Origin of the sequence: Nostoc sp., assembly GCF_036917195.1 — a bacterium.
GTDB lineage: Bacteria > Cyanobacteriota > Cyanobacteriia > Cyanobacteriales > Nostocaceae > Nostoc.
Map to the genome: position 1 here is coordinate 101,990 of NZ_JBALDG010000050.1, position 16,593 is coordinate 118,582.

General features: G+C 42.2%; 13 protein-coding genes and 1 pseudogene. 5 read left to right on the forward strand and 9 right to left on the reverse strand.

Going from position 1 to position 16,593, the window contains the following annotated elements; genetic code table 11:
* Positions 1–108: 108 nt before the first annotated feature.
* Together V7K40_RS15800 and V7K40_RS15805 are read left to right on the forward strand one after the other, a co-directional pair.
* On the forward strand, positions 109–1,749 hold the full coding sequence (locus V7K40_RS15800) for a peroxidase family protein (RefSeq protein WP_334961153.1): 1,641 nt from the start codon (positions 109–111) through the stop codon (positions 1,747–1,749).
* A 96-nt stretch (positions 1,750–1,845) separates the two neighbouring features.
* Entirely contained in the window at positions 1,846–3,027 is a 1,182-nt protein-coding gene (locus V7K40_RS15805; RefSeq protein WP_334961155.1) for a catalase, read from the forward strand.
* A gap of 569 nt (positions 3,028–3,596) precedes the next feature.
* Here the strand turns inward: V7K40_RS15805 and dxs are convergent.
* Both dxs and V7K40_RS15815 read right to left on the reverse strand, forming a co-directional pair.
* The gene (gene dxs, locus V7K40_RS15810) at positions 3,597–5,504 is read right to left on the reverse strand and encodes a 1-deoxy-D-xylulose-5-phosphate synthase (protein WP_334961157.1); all 1,908 of its coding nucleotides are present in this window, start codon (positions 5,502–5,504) and stop codon (positions 3,597–3,599) included.
* Positions 5,505–6,250: 746 nt separating this feature from the next.
* The gene (locus V7K40_RS15815; protein ID WP_334961161.1) at positions 6,251–6,697 is read right to left on the reverse strand and encodes a hypothetical protein; all 447 of its coding nucleotides are present in this window, start codon (positions 6,695–6,697) and stop codon (positions 6,251–6,253) included.
* A 269-nt stretch (positions 6,698–6,966) separates the two neighbouring features.
* On the opposite strand from V7K40_RS15815, the gene V7K40_RS15820 reads away from it, so the two are divergent.
* Complete coding sequence (locus V7K40_RS15820; RefSeq protein ID WP_334961163.1) at positions 6,967–7,167, forward strand: hypothetical protein; 201 nt, start codon at positions 6,967–6,969, stop codon at positions 7,165–7,167.
* A 311-nt stretch (positions 7,168–7,478) separates the two neighbouring features.
* Positions 7,479–8,081: an intradiol ring-cleavage dioxygenase gene (locus tag V7K40_RS15825; protein ID WP_334961165.1), complete on the forward strand. Its 603-nt coding sequence runs from the start codon at positions 7,479–7,481 to the stop codon at positions 8,079–8,081.
* A 97-nt stretch (positions 8,082–8,178) separates the two neighbouring features.
* Here the strand turns inward: V7K40_RS15825 and V7K40_RS15830 are convergent, their stop codons facing one another.
* Together V7K40_RS15830 and V7K40_RS15835 are read right to left on the reverse strand one after the other, a co-directional pair.
* A complete protein-coding gene (locus V7K40_RS15830) occupies positions 8,179–8,322 on the reverse strand; it encodes a hypothetical protein (protein WP_334961166.1) in 144 nt (47 codons plus the stop codon).
* A gap of 509 nt (positions 8,323–8,831) precedes the next feature.
* Entirely contained in the window at positions 8,832–9,599 is a 768-nt protein-coding gene (locus V7K40_RS15835; RefSeq protein ID WP_334961168.1) for an alpha/beta fold hydrolase, read from the reverse strand.
* A 676-nt stretch (positions 9,600–10,275) separates the two neighbouring features.
* Between V7K40_RS15835 and V7K40_RS15840 the strand changes: the two genes are divergently transcribed.
* Positions 10,276–10,620 (forward strand): hypothetical protein, encoded by a 345-nt coding sequence (locus V7K40_RS15840; RefSeq protein ID WP_334961170.1) that lies wholly within the window; start codon positions 10,276–10,278, stop codon positions 10,618–10,620.
* A gap of 138 nt (positions 10,621–10,758) precedes the next feature.
* On the opposite strand, the pseudogene V7K40_RS15845 reads toward V7K40_RS15840, so the two are convergent.
* From V7K40_RS15845 to V7K40_RS15865, 5 genes and pseudogenes are all read right to left on the reverse strand, one after another.
* A pseudogene (locus V7K40_RS15845) lies at positions 10,759–10,942 on the reverse strand (hypothetical protein); the annotation flags it as partial.
* A 129-nt stretch (positions 10,943–11,071) separates the two neighbouring features.
* A complete protein-coding gene (gene modA, locus V7K40_RS15850; protein ID WP_334961172.1) occupies positions 11,072–11,968 on the reverse strand; it encodes a molybdate ABC transporter substrate-binding protein in 897 nt (298 codons plus the stop codon).
* A 515-nt stretch (positions 11,969–12,483) separates the two neighbouring features.
* Complete coding sequence (locus V7K40_RS15855) at positions 12,484–14,097, reverse strand: iron uptake porin (RefSeq protein ID WP_334961174.1); 1,614 nt, start codon at positions 14,095–14,097, stop codon at positions 12,484–12,486.
* 292 nt (positions 14,098–14,389) lie between these two features.
* Positions 14,390–14,749: a Gfo/Idh/MocA family oxidoreductase gene (locus V7K40_RS15860; protein WP_334961176.1), complete on the reverse strand. Its 360-nt coding sequence runs from the start codon at positions 14,747–14,749 to the stop codon at positions 14,390–14,392.
* 435 nt (positions 14,750–15,184) lie between these two features.
* Complete coding sequence (locus V7K40_RS15865; protein WP_334961178.1) at positions 15,185–16,582, reverse strand: sugar porter family MFS transporter; 1,398 nt, start codon at positions 16,580–16,582, stop codon at positions 15,185–15,187.
* Positions 16,583–16,593 lie beyond the last annotated feature (11 nt).

The window sequence follows — 16,593 nt, forward strand, 5'->3', positions numbered from 1 at the left end:
AACCCTGCTACTAATGTTTTTGCCTTGCTAAAACCATCAGCAGAAATAACCCTTGTTTTCAAGCATAAGCAAGCGATTAAGTCCGTAAGCGATTATAAAGGAGAAATTATGACTGCAAAAAGAGACACATCAAGAGATGGGTTTAGAAACAAACTTGAGACGGCTGTTTTAACAGGCTTTAAACCAATTTGGAACTTTATTCAAAGCAATCCAGGTCTTGCCAGAAAAGTAAACAAAACTCTCACTAATAATGCCATATTAAAAATTCCGACTCGCCCCTATCCGTTTAGTACAATGTCCCCCTACACATCTTGGGATTCGTTGATTGATCGCACATATTCGGGACTCCAACTACCACCATTAGATTGGAAACCCTTGACTAATGAAAACTATATCGGCATTAATTTAACACCTGCGGAAAAGTTTGAGAAAAATCTGCCACCGATTCAAGATTTAGAGATTTTGTATCGTAAAATCGGGGAAACGAAATACTCCCCTAAATCCTCTCTAATTTTCCCCTATTTTGTTCAATGGTTTACAGATAGCTTTCTGAGAACCGACCGCCACGATCCCCGCAGAAATAGTTCCAACCACCACATCGATATGTGCAATGTCTATGGGTTAAATCCCAAGATTACGCACCTGCTGCGATCGTATGAAGGCGGGAAGCTAAAAAGCCAAATTATTAATGGAGAAGAATATCCTCTCTTTTACTATGATGAAGATGGAAAACCCAAAGAAGAATTTAGAGGGTTACCCCATCTTTACACCGACGAGTCCACCCCAAAAGCAGAAACGTTCCCTCCAGAAAAGAAACAGAAGTTGTTTGCGATGGGGTTGGAAATAGAACGAGCAAATGTGCAAATCGGCTATGTGATGCTGAATGTTCTTTCCTTAAGGGAACATAATCGCGTGTGCGATCTCTTAACAAAAAATTATCCAACTTGGGACGATGAACGCCTTTTCCAAACGGCAAGAAATATTGTCATGGCTGAATTTCTCAAGATTGTTTTAGAAGATTACATCAACCACATAACTCCCTATCACTTTCAATTTTTCACCGATCCCCCCGCGTTCACTAATGAAAAGTGGTATCGCCATAATTGGATGTCGGTGGAATTTAGTTTAGTTTATCGTTGGCATAGTATGCTACCTGATACTTTAATGTATAACGGGCAAAAGCTTCCCATGCCTGCCTCGATGTGGAACAACGACATGATTATCAATAAGGGATTAGGAGCCATCTTTGAGGAAAGCTGTTCCCAACCCGCAGCGCAACTGAGTTTATTCAACACACCTGAATTTTTAATTCCTACCGAAATAGCTAGTATTCGCATGGGTCGTGAGGCAAAATTAAGAAGCTATAACGATTATCGGGAATTATGCAAATATCCCCGCGTGACCAACTTCGATCAGATTAGTAGCAATGAAAAAGTCCAAAAAGAGCTGCAACGATTATACGGTCATGTAGATAACATTGAACTGTACGTCGGACTGTATGCAGAAGATTTGCGTCAAAATTCAGCCTTACCACCTTTAGTCGGACGACTGATAGGAATTGATGCTTTTTCTCAAGCGTTTACCAATCCTCTACTAGCGGAAAATATCTTCAATCCAGAAACTTTTTCACCAGTAGGTTGGGAGGAAATTCAGAATACAAAAACCCTCTCCCAAGTGGTGCATCGCAATATTCCTCAAGGTAAAAACTATAGAATTTCTTTTTATCGCCACGATTGGCAGCCAGTTTAATTACCTGATGAATTTGGGTGTGTTACGAATGATAAAACACACCCTACTTGTTAAAGACACATCAAGTATTTTCTAATTAATCCTACCTTTCAAAAAATGAAACTTTTTACCGAATATCCAGAAAAAGACGAAGCCAAATATTGCGCTCTCATGAGTGAGCTAGTCAAAAAGAACATGGAAAATCTTTACGGAGGTGAGAAGAAAAAAACTGCAAAGAGAGATACCCACTCTAAAACCAACGCTGCTGTACAAGGAACTCTAGAAATCTTTGACTTTGATGAAGCAGCAATTAAGCAGGAATTGAGCAAACGCACCTCATTAACTGAAGCTCAACTTCAAGCCATTTCCCTAAAACAAGGTTTATTTGCAAAACTAAAACAATATCCGGTTTGGCTACGATTTGCAAATGGCGCGTTTTCAGTCAAGAATGATTATGAAGGAGATACGCGCTCCATGTCCATAAAAGTCATAGGGGTAGAAGGAGAACGATTACCGCAAAGTCACGAGTTAAAAACCCAAGATATTATTACCCACAATACTGAATTCTTTTTTGTCAGAACTATCAAAGACTTCCACGGCTTTTTCTTGGCGGTTTATCGAGCAAAGCTGTCTCCGTTTCTTATACCTTTCATACTTTTATGGAAAATGTTGCATCCTTACGAAATCTCACTTCTAGAAAACAGTTTCAAACGGTTTCCCAAGAGTTTGCTCATAGAACGCTATTGGAGTGCTTCAGCGTATTCTTTGGGACTCAAATCTGATTTTGACCCATCACAACCAGGTCGAGTTCCTGTGGAATATCCAGTTGTGATTAAATATGGATTTACTCCAGTTTCCAGTCAAGCACCTCATCAACAACTTCCTCTTGAGTCTAGACCAGAAAGTGAGCTTCAGCGTGCCAAAGCTTCAGGTTCAGAGGACAATTACTACCGAGAGGATATCATTCAAGCTTTAGCAAAGCCCGATGCTGAATATGTTTGGGACTTTCAAATCCAATTTCAAACTAGCCCAGAAATGTCCATTGATGATACCACCATTGTTTGGAATGAAAAGGAATCACCTTTCTTTACAGTTGGTCGCTTGACAGTTAAGCATCAGCAGGTTAATTCTTCCAAAGAAAATGACTTTGGGGAAAATCTCAGTTTTTCTCCTGGGAATGGTTTAGCAGTGCATCGTCCTGTCGGTGCGATTAATCGGTTACGCAGCATTGTTTATCCTATCGTTGCTGATGACCGTCACAAAAAACGAGGAGTTAAATACCAGGAACCAACTGTCTGACTTTTCACAGGAATTATTAACTATAAAAATGCTTTCTCAAAATATTTCAAAAAGTTTTGTCCAACAGTAGAAAGATTTTCTGGTATCAAAGTTATCTGTGTAGAAGGGGAAAGACTACCACAAAGTCACGAGTTAAAAACCCAGGACATTATTGTGTAAAATGCCGAAATCTTTATTGTTAAAACCATCAAAGACTACCACGACTTTTTTAGCGGTTTATAAATCAGGGCTGTCTTTGCTTTTAAAGCGTAACTCGCTCATCCATTTCAGCAAACATTAGTATGGTTTCAACCTCTCTAATTAATTACAAATTAACAGCGAAGTGCAATCTAGCAAATTCAGTTCATCGAGTGAAAGTATCGCCGAACTTTGAATTAGACGGTCAAAGCAAAAATAAAAGTTAACTCTGCGTCATTTTTTGATAGTAAATAAACTCGCACTTTCTAGGCACCAATAGTCTAATTTTTAGTTTTCTCAATTTGGTATGAATTGGGGATTTCGAGTACCTTCATGAAAATAACCCCAGCCTTTGGGGTTATTTTCATAAAACTATTCTGATTTAGAATTAACTAGACAACAGCAGATAGTTGCTGTTGAAAGAAAGCTTGCAACACTCTCTCTGCTATTTGATGACTAGTTAAACCTAATTCTGTCTTAGATTCATTGGGTTCAGCATGATCTACTAACACATCTGGCACACCGAATCGCTTGACAGGAACTAGAATATCTGCATCCAACAAGGCTTCAGCGATCGCAGAACCAAAGCCACCCATGACACAGCCTTCCTCCAAGGTGATGACGCGGCCAATTTTCTTAGCCAAAGGCAAAATCAACTCGGTATCCAAGGGCTTAACGAAACGGGCATTGATTACAGTTGCTTCAATGCCGTGTTCGCTGAGAATTTCAGCAGCTTGCATCCCTGGATAGACCATTGTGCCATAGCCGACGATTAACACGTCATCCCCAGTGCGGAGAATTTCGCCTTTGCCAATTTCCAACGGTTCCCAACCTTCCTCCATCAAGGGGACGCCGTAGCCATTGCCACGAGGGTAGCGCATAGCGATCGGGCCACTAGTATGGTTAACACCAGTTACTACCATACGTTGGAGTTCTGCTTCGTCTTTAGGTGCCATCATTACCATGTTGGGAATGCAACGCAGATAAGCGATATCATACATACCTTGGTGGGTGGGGCCATCAGATCCAACAATTCCTGCCCTATCTAAGCAGAAAAAGACTGGAAGGTTTTGGATGCAGACATCGTGAATTATCTGGTCATAGGCGCGTTGCAGGAAGGTAGAATAAATGGCGGCGATGGGGCGCATCCCTTGAGTTGCTAGTCCCGCAGCTAAAGTAATAGCGTGTTGTTCAGCAATGCCGACATCAATATATTGATTGGGCAGTTTTGCTTGAAGTTTATCTAAACCTGTCCCCGTTGCCATAGCCGCAGTAATCCCAATGATTTTGGGGTTTTGTTCGGCAAGTTTCACCAGAGTGTGAGAAAAGACTTTGGCATAAGCCGGGGGTTTGGGTTTATTGGAAGGAATGGCTTTGCCAGTTGCTACGCTGAAGGGGCTTTGGGCGTGGTAGCCAACTTGATCTAGTTCGGCAATTTCATAGCCTTTGCCCTTGACTGTTGCTACATGTACCAAAACTGGGCCTGGTATCTGATGTGCCTGTTGGAAAGTGGCAATCAATTCTTCTAGATTATGCCCATCCACTGGTCCAATATAGGTAAAGCCGAGTTCTTCAAAAACTGCACCTACCTTGGGAACAGCCAAGCGTTTCATACCTTCTTTGATGCGTCCGAGTTCCGGAGACAGGGATTCGCCAACGAAGGGAATTTGCTTCAACTGTTCCTCAAGATTATCTTTAATAAATTGCACCGGTTGGCTGAGGCGCATTTTGTTCAGATAGCGGGGAATCGCGCCGACGTTGCGAGATATAGACATGTCGTTGTCGTTGAGAACAACCAACAGGTTAGTTTTCGGCAAGTGTCCGGCATGGTTGATCGCTTCTAAAGCCATACCCCCAGTCAGCGCCCCATCGCCAATAACAGCAACGGCTTTAAATTTTTCCCCTTTCAAGTCTCGCGCTAAAGCCATGCCCAATGCCGCTGAAATACTTGTAGAAGCATGTCCAGCCCCAAAGTGGTCAAACTTGTTTTCACAGCATTTGAGATAACCCGCAATTCCGTCTTTTTGTCTGAGGGTGTGGAAGCGATCGTAGCGTCCTGTAAGCAGTTTGTGGGGATAAGCCTGGTGTCCTACATCCCAAATCACTTTATCCCGATCTAAGTCCAGTGTCTGGTAAAGTCCTAGTGTTAATTCTACAACACCCAATCCTGGCCCCAAGTGTCCACCATTAACTGCTACGGTTTGGAGATGCTTATCTCGAATCTGACGGGCAATCTGTTGCAGTTGGCGAACAGATAAACCGTGCAACTGATTAGGATGGGTGATTTCGCTCAGATGCATATTATAGGGTTTTCCTCTCTAAATTCAGGTTTTCGGTATTTTGATTTTCCCACGGTCGGGCTATCCACATAATCAGACTCTTATATTGTTACTAAGTTGTAGTGGAAAGTATAACTTCGTAATTGATAATGGTGAAAAATTTGTCACCCATTAACAATTCGTCAAAAGAAGCTTGCAATTAGTTAAATTTAGAGCACATTTGTCAATAAGTAATGCTACCCAAAGATATTTTTTTTTTGTATAAAAAGGCAAATTTTTCAGAAGCAATTTGCGGGAATTCCTTAACTAGATCACTCATTTTTGTCTTTTCAAGCTAGTACAAAAGAAAGCTAAATATCTCATTTATAATTTTATATTCAGCATAATTGCTGATAAATATTTAGTAATTATTTCTTCTCTTCTTCGGTAACAGCAGCTAGTTTTATCAGGGTTAGCGAAGCTTAACGAAGTTATCGCCAGTTCATCTGGGCGCAACATATATGTATATAAAAATACTCCATTCTTTAAGCTAAATCCAGTATTTGCTTAGTAAAATAATCTTCTTAAACAATAAGATTTCCGACTTCTTAGAGAAGTCAGAAATCTAGGTCTTTCGATTTGAACGAAATCAAATAGGATTGCTATAGCGGTTCCCACATAGGTAAGGTACAGAAAAAAATAATTAACCACAGATGAATACAGATACAAGGTAGGAGACGGCATTGGCGTGTACCTCATTCAAATGAGAATCGCTATATATCTATTCTCTATTTACCAAAAGCATCCTTAATGCTTTCAACAGTGCGTTCAACAACATTCTTTGTGTTGTCTACTGCTTCTTTAGTCCGAGATGCATCTTCGTCTGCTCTTTTCTGAATTGTAGCCGCATCTTTCTTTGCTTTGCGCTCTACAGAACTACCATTGTCTGTTGCTTGATCAACCTTACTGGCATTGCTCTTTGCAGCTTCCTTAACTTTATCTTTTGTATCATCGATGAAATTTTTGGCTCGTCCAGCATCTTTACTGGTTTTGTCTTTAACTTCATCGCCTGCATCTGCCGATGCAATCAAGGTTCCAGCAGGATCAGCCATTGCTGAGGTGTTTGAGAAAAACGCACCTTGCCAAACAAAAGCGATCGCTAACATACAAAACAGTGTTGTAGCCATCCAGCGTTTTACTGTGGATAGCTGTTTCGTGAAATAATTCAGTTTCATAGAATACAATTTTCATCTGATTTAGTATCCTATTTCTACTTCATTTAGTTTATTAGCCATATCCTTCCTTAGATAGAGGTTTTTGCGTCATAAGTGGTTAGGCGAATTCACTATTTTGATAGATTGAATTTTGAGTAAAGATTTTTTCGCTGAGAATCAAGGATCTAATTAAACAGTTCACAGATTTTGGACATGGACGATCGCGTTTAGCTCGACTTTATCCAAAATTAAGAACTCGGTTTTGTTTATCCGGCCAAAACCTTGGCTTTTTGGCAAATACTTTTTCCACGTCACAGATTATCGATGAAGTTAAAAAAGTAAAACTTCTGTCTCATAAAGGTTTTAGCGATAGTGAGCCTGTTGCAAAAAAAATGGATAAAGTCGAGCTTAGAGAAAAGTCAGCGATCGCTGTTGTATTAATTAACTTGCGAGCGCAACTGACTTTTCCGGTTGGGACGCTTACGGTTTGATTTTTTGTTCTTAAGCTTGCCGTAACGCACCCTTGTATCTTAGAAGAGTGGCGGGTTATTTAATCCACGTTTCTTAGTGATTAGAACTTTTGGGAAAGTATTTAATATCACCTTGAAAAAAGCATGGTGAACACAGTATGAAAAAAGATGATTCTCAAATAAGTGGCATTTTAAGTCGAAGAAAGGCACTTGCTCTATTTAAAACAGTTGGAGCCGCAATACTTCTAGTTGGATGCATACCTAGAAAGTCTAGATCCACACAAGTAAAATCGAGTGTAGCCGTCCCAGCATCATCTTCAGCCAATGGTACATTGCCTGCATGTGTTGTGACTCCAGAGCAGACCGAAGGGCCCTATTTTGTGGACGAAAAGCTCAATCGCTCTGACATCCGTTCCGATCCGGCGGACGGTTCAGTGAAAGACGGCGTACCACTCCAACTGACGCTGCGGGTTTTGCAGATTGGCAATACTGGTTGTATGCCACGCGCAGATGCGATCGTGGATATTTGGCACTGTGATGCGTTAGGCGTTTATTCGGACGTGACAGACCCAGGTTTTAGTACCGTCGGCAAAAAGTTCCTGCGCGGCTATCAAGTGACGGACGCGAATGGAACCGTCCAGTTCACAACTAATTATCCTGGTTGGTATCAAGGTAGAACAGTCCATATCCACTTTAAGGTTCGCACAGATGCGGCATCAGTCCAGAGTTATAAGTTTACGTCGCAGCTATACTTTGATGACTCGATCACGGATCGAGTACACACCCAAACACCATACGCCAGCAAGGGACAACGCAAGTTGAAAAACGCTGGAGACGGAATTTTTCAAGATGGTGGCGAACAAATGTTGCTTAAGCTTACTAAAACAAGCCTTGGCTACGCAGCAACCTTTGATATTGGGCTTCAAATAGCTTAATAGCACCTGACTCTGAAAGCAAAGCTAATTTTACATTAGCAGGTAGGTAAAGTTTTCCATGAGCAAAATGTAATTGTACACGAATACCAAGCCATTTTTAGTACCTCACAGCCAATGTATCGACTGACAATGCTAATGCATCGACTGACAATGCTAATGCATCGGCTTGCAATGTTAATGCATCGACTGACAATGCCAATGTATCGGCTTGTAATGTTAATGCATCGACTGACAATGCCAATGTATCGGCTTACAATAGCATTGCATCAACTTACAATGCTATTGCATCGGCTTGTAATGCCAATGCATCGACTGACAATGCCAATGCATCGGCTTGTAAAAATAAACCCACCCTACGTTACCTAGCAGATATAAAAGACTTGTGTATACACGGTAGCCTTTTCAAAAGGCTTAGGGGGATCATAAGAGTTTGAAAACAGACTTTAGCTCACCCAGTTTATCGGATGGGCGTCTCCCCCGTCCTACAAGAAATAGTTAGATATCGGCTTGATCTAAGTATTTCTTCAGAAAAATTATTTCTTTTCACTACTCTTAGCAAAATAAAATCAGGCGAAAGGATTGAAGCGATGCCTTCTCTACGAGACGCTCCGCGAACGCTAACGCCAAAGCGATGACATAGCCTAAAATACCCATCACCACGTGAAAGGATGAGCGGACGGTTGTTCACGCTCTGACTCAATCATCATGTAGATTCCTCATTTCCCGAATGCTCTCTGAGTTGCTAGCACACTATGCGATCGCATGAAATGTAGAGTTAATGGTAATTTTTTTTAGTGCATCTGCAATAATTTTGGGATTAATGAACAGCGTTTCATGACCTCCGGGGCATTCAATTAGCTCATACGTGCCAAGGCTTTGTGCCATCTTGAGATACGTTCCCGGTGGAAGCGAGCGGTCATCTTTGCAGAACAACACTGTTCGAGGGATCTTTAAGGCTAAGAAGTCATTGGTGTTGACCTTGGTATTGAAGAGAACGAATGGTTGCGGTACTAGACGACTCAGCAGTGCATTTTGTACTTCCGTTGAGTCATCTTTCATTAGAGCATTGCGAATTAAATCTTCCAAAATAGGTACGCTTTTATCAGGAGAAGCGATACTCCCGTAGGGAGTGGCTACCGTCATCGCAGCATCAATCAAAATTTGGGCGACTTCGGGGAGAAACATATCTAATTGCGAAGCACCATTTGGCAAGATAAAGGCATTGTGAAAGACGAGATGAGCAATCTTCTTGGCTGCTCTAGGTGCAACTGCTTGCAGAAGAAAACCTGCACTGGAATGACCGACGAGAATAACAGGTTCTTGTTGTTGCTCTAGCACAGCCGCGATCGTGTCTAGGTAGTCAGCAAACGTTACCGATGCGAAGTCATCATCAGGATTGTTTCCAGGGAGCGTTGGAGCAACCGCCGTGTGACCTGCATTTTCGAGTTCTCGAATCACGCCGTCCCAACACCAACCGCCATGCCATGCACCATGAATGAGGACGAAATGTTGACTCATATATTTCTCCTGTTGTGTAAATTTCAGATTGCCGTATATTCTAATACGGTTCGGTTAAGATCCCCCCGCCTGCGGCGACCTCTAAAGGGGGTAAAAGAAATTCATGAGCAAGCCTTTTTTAAGGGGGGATCTTCAAAATCTGGAATTGGAACTGCGATCGCATTCAACATCACGAAATCATGAATCGTGCCAAGGTAGCGCGTTGCTGTGACTGTAACGCCTGCTTCCCCTAACTGCGTATATATTGGCGGGCCTCCCTGAGCAGCGAGGGCTTGAAAAAGTTTTGGGTATTTTGCTCAATGCCTAAAATGGTCGCGGTATCTACACTTGATGAACTCATAATTATCTCCTTGTACTTAATGAATTGTCGCAGAGAATGGAATGGCCAAAAATGGAGGCGCAGTGAAACCTTGTACGCTTGAAGATTATTTCAACTGGTTGGCAAACCGTGAAAACGTTAAAGTTTAAGCTTTACCAACACAAAAGGAAGAAATACCTGAAGCGAACCATTAACGCGCAGGTCAAATTTAGAATAGATGCATTGCTCTCGATAAGCGGTATTACTGAATGTGGTGAACCGATTTCATTTCTTTAGCTAGTGACTTCGTGACAGCATCGACAGCCGCTTTGGTGGCGCTATAGACCGAGCCGTTCGCGGGCGCGAGGGTACTTGTTGATGCCTCAGTGTTTTATGGTCGCTAGACAGACCTGGCGCAACTTTGGCAGCGGATGGTGTCTGAGCAGTGCCATTTCAGAAGTTTTAACCTATCTCAATCAGGGAATTTCTGTATTTGAAGACATCCGCGATTTGCTCGGTCGTCAGTTTGATCGCTTACCCGATAACGAACAGAGAGCGATGTTTTGGCAGGCGATTCATCGTCAGCCAGTCTCGATTGCAGAGATTCATGAAAATGTTGTTGATCAAGTCTATCAGCAGAGCGTACCTAATCTAATTAACTCGCTGATCCGGCGATCGCTACTCGAAAAAACAGATGGGTTATTTTCTTGCAACCAGTTGTAATTTATATCACGGAACAATTCATACTATGATTATTTAATTACGCGAGACTTGCAATTAAGGGCTGACTTGCTCAAACAAACCTATTCTCAGACCTACAGGCGAGATGGCTATGTCTAGGTTGATTTCCCTGATGAGGCGCTATTGCAACCTGAAACTGCGATCGCGCCTATCCGCTAAAAGCGATCGCTCGCTTCCACGAAACAGGCTTAATTGGTACTTACTCTCAACTAAGCTAATAAATCGATAGTGTGGGCTGTTTAAGATTGCCGATAAATCGCCTATCTGCCAATGCACCGTAATCTACAATCCAATATTTCGGGATAATGAATTGCAACTATTGATTCAGCATAATCTGACTTTCCACATCCCGTGAAAAGTCAGGATTATATCTGGGTTGATTCCTATTTGCAGTTGTAAGTTCAATTTTGATTGAGAATACAGCCAAAAACCTTTAATCCACTGCTGCTTTAGCTTTGGCTTTGGCTTTTACCCTTACCTTTCGCTTCATCATCAGGCCGACTATACCTACTGCTATTGAGCCACCAGTAGTCATGGGTTCGGGGATAGGCGAGAATCCAGATACCTGAAACACGCCTAACGCTTGAGAACTACCCAGAAAGGAGTTGAAGTCCCTAGCTGCGTCTGGGTTTTGAGTTTGTTGGAGTACAGCAGAGCCATAAACAATCGGAGAGTAAAGGTTGATAGGCGGAGTGTATACAATTTTTACTTTGTTAGGTAATGTTAGAGCGTCTGTAGTGTAAACAATCCCCGCATCTATACTATCATTAGTGTCACTTGACACTTTATTTAGTACATCACGCACATCCGAGCCGAAGACAAGTTTGGGTTGGATTTGCTGCGATATCCCAGAATTGGTAAATAATTGCTGGGCGAATCCTCCTGCTGGAACAAACGCAGGATTACCAATAGCTACTTGACGCAGCTGTAATAGGTCTTGAACGCTTGATATAGATATGGTTGAATTTATCGGCGCGATTACAGCCAAGGTATTGTTTAATACATTTTGCCTGGTTTCTGGTATTAGTTTGTTGGCAGCTTGCAGATTATCTAACGGTGCTTCGGATACTGAGAAGAAGATATCTACTGGATTTGGATTTGTTTCCATTAGGATTTGATTAGCAAGAGTACCAGAAGCCCCAAAGGTATTCACAAAGGTGACGTCGGGGTTGCTTTGCCGGTAAAGTGCCTCAACCTGGGGTAGGGTGTCTGTCAAGCTGGCAGCAGCATAGATGTAAAGTGTGGCAGCTTCTGCTGGTTTAGCTTGGATTACACCAAAACTCAAAGCAATGCTAGCGGTTGCAAGTGCTAATTTGTACCCTGTATTCATAAAATATTTTTGGTAGTTTAATGTGCGATTTACTACAAACTTTGAAATCACAAATCTTGCACCCAACATTGAAAGTTTGCTTTTAACTCCTGTAACCAAATAGGCTAACAAGAAGTCGTAGCTGGGAAACAATCTTTGGTACTTCAGTATTTACAAGGTACTTGCACGTTCAAAAAAATGACCACATTTTGAAAGCTTCTTTATACAAAAAATAAACCTGACTATGTACTTATACTGCTATATAAAAGCTTGAAATACCATGAAAGTAGGTAAATTTATCTTAAAAGTAGGTAAATGCATCTGTACTATAGGAAAATTTTTGTATAAAGTTAGGACTTACACACTGTACAAATTAATCTTGGTATGCATTTACCATGCATAGGTCGTTTCAGGCTTTTATTAGTCATTCTTTGATAGTAAACTGCACTTTTGGGGCACAGCATTGCTGTGCCCCTACGACAGATGTGGTTTTTCAAATCAGGACTCTGTTAATCAAGTAAATCATTGACATTCAGTTAAAAATCGAAGGTTGTGCGAATCACACCCACATACTGGGTATCATTTCTGCTATCGTTTTCCGGGTTGAGAATCACCCAAAAACCAGGAGTCACTGAGATATTATCGTTTAGTCGGTAGCGATAGAATGCTTCGATATGGTAAGCGTTGTCTCGGTCTTGACGGACATCACTGTTAGAGACACGCGGTGGTATACCAAAGAGAATTCCCGGCAAGTTACCCCTACCCCCCACATCGGGAAACGACATCCCAATCGCCCCAAACCAGACATTGGCATTATCACCATTGTTTACAAACAGAGAATCTGTTCCACCCCTACCATTGGAAATATCACTCAAACCAGAGTTCTTGGCATTTGCCCAAATATATCCACCCCAACCGTGGATTTGGAAATTCGGGGAGAAGCGATAGAATCCCTGTGCGCCTACAATGTTGTTGGAAGTAGCAATGTTGTTGCCAAAGGGAGCGTTTGACAGGGCGCTACCCGTCCCAGCGGCGATATCGACTACTCCACCAGGGCTATAGCCATGAGAGTAGGCAACACCGATCGCTCCTTGCTTACCATAATAGGCTAAGTGCGCCAGGGCATTGTAGCCGCCATCAAATAACCCGCTGCTAGCCGATGGGACATTGGGACTGCTTGCTAAATAGCCCAAGGTGAGAACGAAGTCTTTGCTAATGTTCCAGTTAGCGGCTGCACCGCCGCCACCTCGCCGGAATAAGGGACTGTATGACCCAAATAGTGAGGGAACCCCATTGCCGTCGTCAGCGATTGTGGCCGGAGTGACGGTGGTTGAAATGTCGGTGTAACCAATGCCTGTGGGCCCAACAACGAAGTTAAGAGAATCACTGACTTGGAAGTAGTAACGGATGTGGGGAACAAAGAGTGTATCGTTGCTGTCGCTATCGAAGTTCAGGCGTGTCATTCCAGTGCCTGTGGCTGCGGCAATTTGGCTTGCACCATTGGAATTCGCAAAGTTGCCAAACTCCAACCGGACTCGCAATAAATCTTTGCCGGTGAAGCTACTCTCAAAGTTGAGACGACCCCGGTTTGCAAAGTAGATTTTGCTTTCATCATGATCGCCACCCACTCTATTACCAAAAGCATCATTAACGGCGGTAATAATTTGAGCATTCAGCTTAGTAGTGGTGGAAAATTGCTGTTTCTCCAGTGTTGCTGTATGTGCCTCCAGCGTATCCACCCGCCCACGGAGAGTTGTCAATTCTGCCGCAAACTCTGTTTGCAATTTTTGTAGCACTACCAAATCTTCTTTCTTGACTAAATCATTGGTACCTACAGCAATTAATTCATTCACCCGATCTAAACAGGCATTTAAACCAGCTGCAAACTCGTAACGGCTCAAAGCACGGTTGCCACGATAAATTGCGTCAGGATAACCTGCAATACAACCATAACGTTCAACCAGTGATTGCAATGCCTGGAATGCCCAATCACTCGGTTTAATATCAGAAAACTGGGAAACAGAATTGACTTGTCCCTCCAAATTCCTATTAGCATCTGCTGCATTAGAATTATCTTCTGGAGGTGCTGCCCAAACGGCTGGAACTGCAAAAAATAGGATAAAAAAGCTATGAACAAGAATTTTGATCATTGACTTATTACTTGAAAATGGTTGAATTATGACTTTGTAACGAAAGAGATTACACTCGAACGAAAGCTTCCAGGTTATAAGTTAACCAAGATGAAAGTTACATCTTTTGAGTTTAAATTTTAGGTTACTTAAAGCAACGCTATGACTTTTGGCTCATTGTTGCTTTTAATAGCCGCTTCTATAATCCGTATTACATTAATTCCGTCTTCGGCAGTAACAGCAATTGGCTGATTATTAACGATTGATTTGTACACTGCATCGTAATAATCTAAATAACTGTCCTGTGAACTTATTACTTTTTTAATTTTTTCTTCTGTTTTTGTACCAATTCTTTCAGTTTTTCAGCTTCTGCTACCGTTGTAGTGAATGCTTTTTCTACCAGTACGTGTTTGTCTGCAAGCAAAGCCTGTTTAGTATAATCGGAATGGGTATAAATAAGTGTATTTACCACCAATAATTTTACTTTATCATCTGCTAGCAATGCTTCTAAAGAAGGATAGCTTTTTATTCGCTGATAATTTTCCTGTATTAGTTTTTTGCTTCTTTCCCAGTAGTCTGCTAATTGAAATCTGGGATGCAAATCAATGAACGGCGCATGAAATACCCTACCGGACAAACCATAAGAACAAAGAGCCGTATTGATAGTTTCCATCTTTTTAGTGATTGACTGAAGCGAGAGTTTGTATTTAATTGTTGTCTGATATTTTTTTCGGGATATAGTATCACAGATGCGAATGTATACTTATTAGGCGAATTAGAAAAATACTGCGTTTCTCAACACACTGTTACATATTTATTCAATTACTTTGCAGTCATCAGTTGTGAATAAGGCAGTTATTGCTGGAGGTTGGAATTTATCTGTTGCTCTCAACCCCATCTAATTCCAAACCAATTCTTTGTGAAACTGTACAAAATTAAGCTTGGTGAGACAAGGGGCTTAAGCCCCTTGTTGTATGAAACCTCACAGGTAATCTGTATAAGGCTAAAACTATTTGCCAAAATCATTTTTTTTAACGAACCACAGAGGCGCAGAGAACACAGAGATACGAATTATGAATTACGCCAAGCGGTATTAGATGAATGCCAATTACATATCTTCTAACTCAATTCCTTTGGTTTCCTTGATAAAAAAGAGAATGAAAAAGAATGAGGTAGCCGCCGCAATTGTATAGAGTCCATAGGCAGAACCTAAACCGAAATATTGCAGTATGGGAGGAAATGTTGTGGAAATAACGAAATTCGCAACCCATTGGATTGCAGCAGCAACTGAAAGTGCAGCAGCTCGAATTTTATTATTAAACATTTCTCCCAACAGTACCCAAACTACTGGGCCCCAGGAGAAACCGAAGCAAAATACATAGAGGTTGGCTGCGATCAGAGCCACAGTCCCTGCACTTCCGGTGAGAGTGGGGTTTCCAGCAGCATCCAGGGGAGCGTTGCCAAAAATAGAAGCCATCGTCCCCAAGGTCAAGGTCATGCCAATCGACCCTAGTATCAGCAAGGGCTTGCGACCAAATCTATCCACGAAGGCGATCGCAATCAGTGTTGTAATAATATTTACGGCTCCTGTAATCACCGTGATGCTTAGGGAACTTTGTTCTGAAAACCCAACAGCCCGCCACAAAACGCTGCTATAGTAGAAGATTACATTAATACCAACAAATTGCTGTAATACAGATAAACCGATTCCTATCGAAACAATGGGGAGGAGTCCGCCACTTCTACCCAACAAGTCAGAAAACTTAGGCTGGCGTTCTTGAAGCACTGTCTGCCGAATTTCTTCAATTTTTGGCAGCACATCACCCCCCAAAATCTTGGTCAGAACGTTAGCAGCTTCTGGTTCCCGTCCTTTGGCAACTAAGTAACGGGGGGATTCAGGAATTGTTAAAGCTACCATCCCATAGAATACCGCCGGCAGGACTGCTGTCCAAAACATCCAGCGCCAAGCTGGAACCCCCAACAACGGCGAGTCTGCTGAACCTGCTGACACAGCGATAAAATAGTCGCTCAATAAGGCGACGAAAATTCCCACTACGATCGCTAATTGTTGCAGAGATCCTAATCTTCCTCGCAAATGGGTAGGAGAACATTCCGCAATATAAGCTGGCGCGATGACGCTAGCAACGCCGATTCCAATCCCACCCAATACTCGCCAAAAGATAAAATCCCAGATAGTGAAGGCAAACCCAGAGCCAATGGCACTGATAGTAAACAACGCCGAAGCGACCACCATTGCCTTGACTCGACCATAACGGTCTGCAATCTGTCCGGCAAAGAAGGCTCCAACCGCAGATCCCAGCAACGCTAGGGACACTGCCAGCCCAGTCAGCCAACTACTGGTATTAAAAGCTTTTTGTAGAGATAAAACCGCGCCGTTGATTACAGCAGTATCAAAACCGAACAGAAAGCCACCGAGGGCAGCAGCACCAGCAATCAAAATGACATAAAACGTGTTGGATTTACGACGGACAGTAGTAGAAGACATAGTTTATATAT

Excerpts from the sequence above, each read along its gene's own strand:
- V7K40_RS15865 (WP_334961178.1), bottom strand. The coding sequence starts at position 16,582 with ATGTCTTCTACTACTGTCCGTCGTAAATCCAACACGTTTTATGTCATT.
- dxs (WP_334961157.1), bottom strand. The coding sequence starts at position 5,504 with ATGCATCTGAGCGAAATCACCCATCCTAATCAGTTGCACGGTTTATCT.
- modA (WP_334961172.1), bottom strand. The coding sequence starts at position 11,968 with ATGAATACAGGGTACAAATTAGCACTTGCAACCGCTAGCATTGCTTTG.
- V7K40_RS15815 (WP_334961161.1), bottom strand. The coding sequence starts at position 6,697 with ATGAAACTGAATTATTTCACGAAACAGCTATCCACAGTAAAACGCTGG.
- V7K40_RS15860 (WP_334961176.1), bottom strand. The coding sequence starts at position 14,749 with ATGGAAACTATCAATACGGCTCTTTGTTCTTATGGTTTGTCCGGTAGG.
- V7K40_RS15800 (WP_334961153.1), top strand. The coding sequence starts at position 109 with ATGACTGCAAAAAGAGACACATCAAGAGATGGGTTTAGAAACAAACTT.
- V7K40_RS15840 (WP_334961170.1), top strand. The coding sequence starts at position 10,276 with ATGCCTCAGTGTTTTATGGTCGCTAGACAGACCTGGCGCAACTTTGGC.
- V7K40_RS15835 (WP_334961168.1), bottom strand. The coding sequence starts at position 9,599 with ATGAGTCAACATTTCGTCCTCATTCATGGTGCATGGCATGGCGGTTGG.
- V7K40_RS15805 (WP_334961155.1), top strand. The coding sequence starts at position 1,846 with ATGAAACTTTTTACCGAATATCCAGAAAAAGACGAAGCCAAATATTGC.
- V7K40_RS15855 (WP_334961174.1), bottom strand. The coding sequence starts at position 14,097 with ATGATCAAAATTCTTGTTCATAGCTTTTTTATCCTATTTTTTGCAGTT.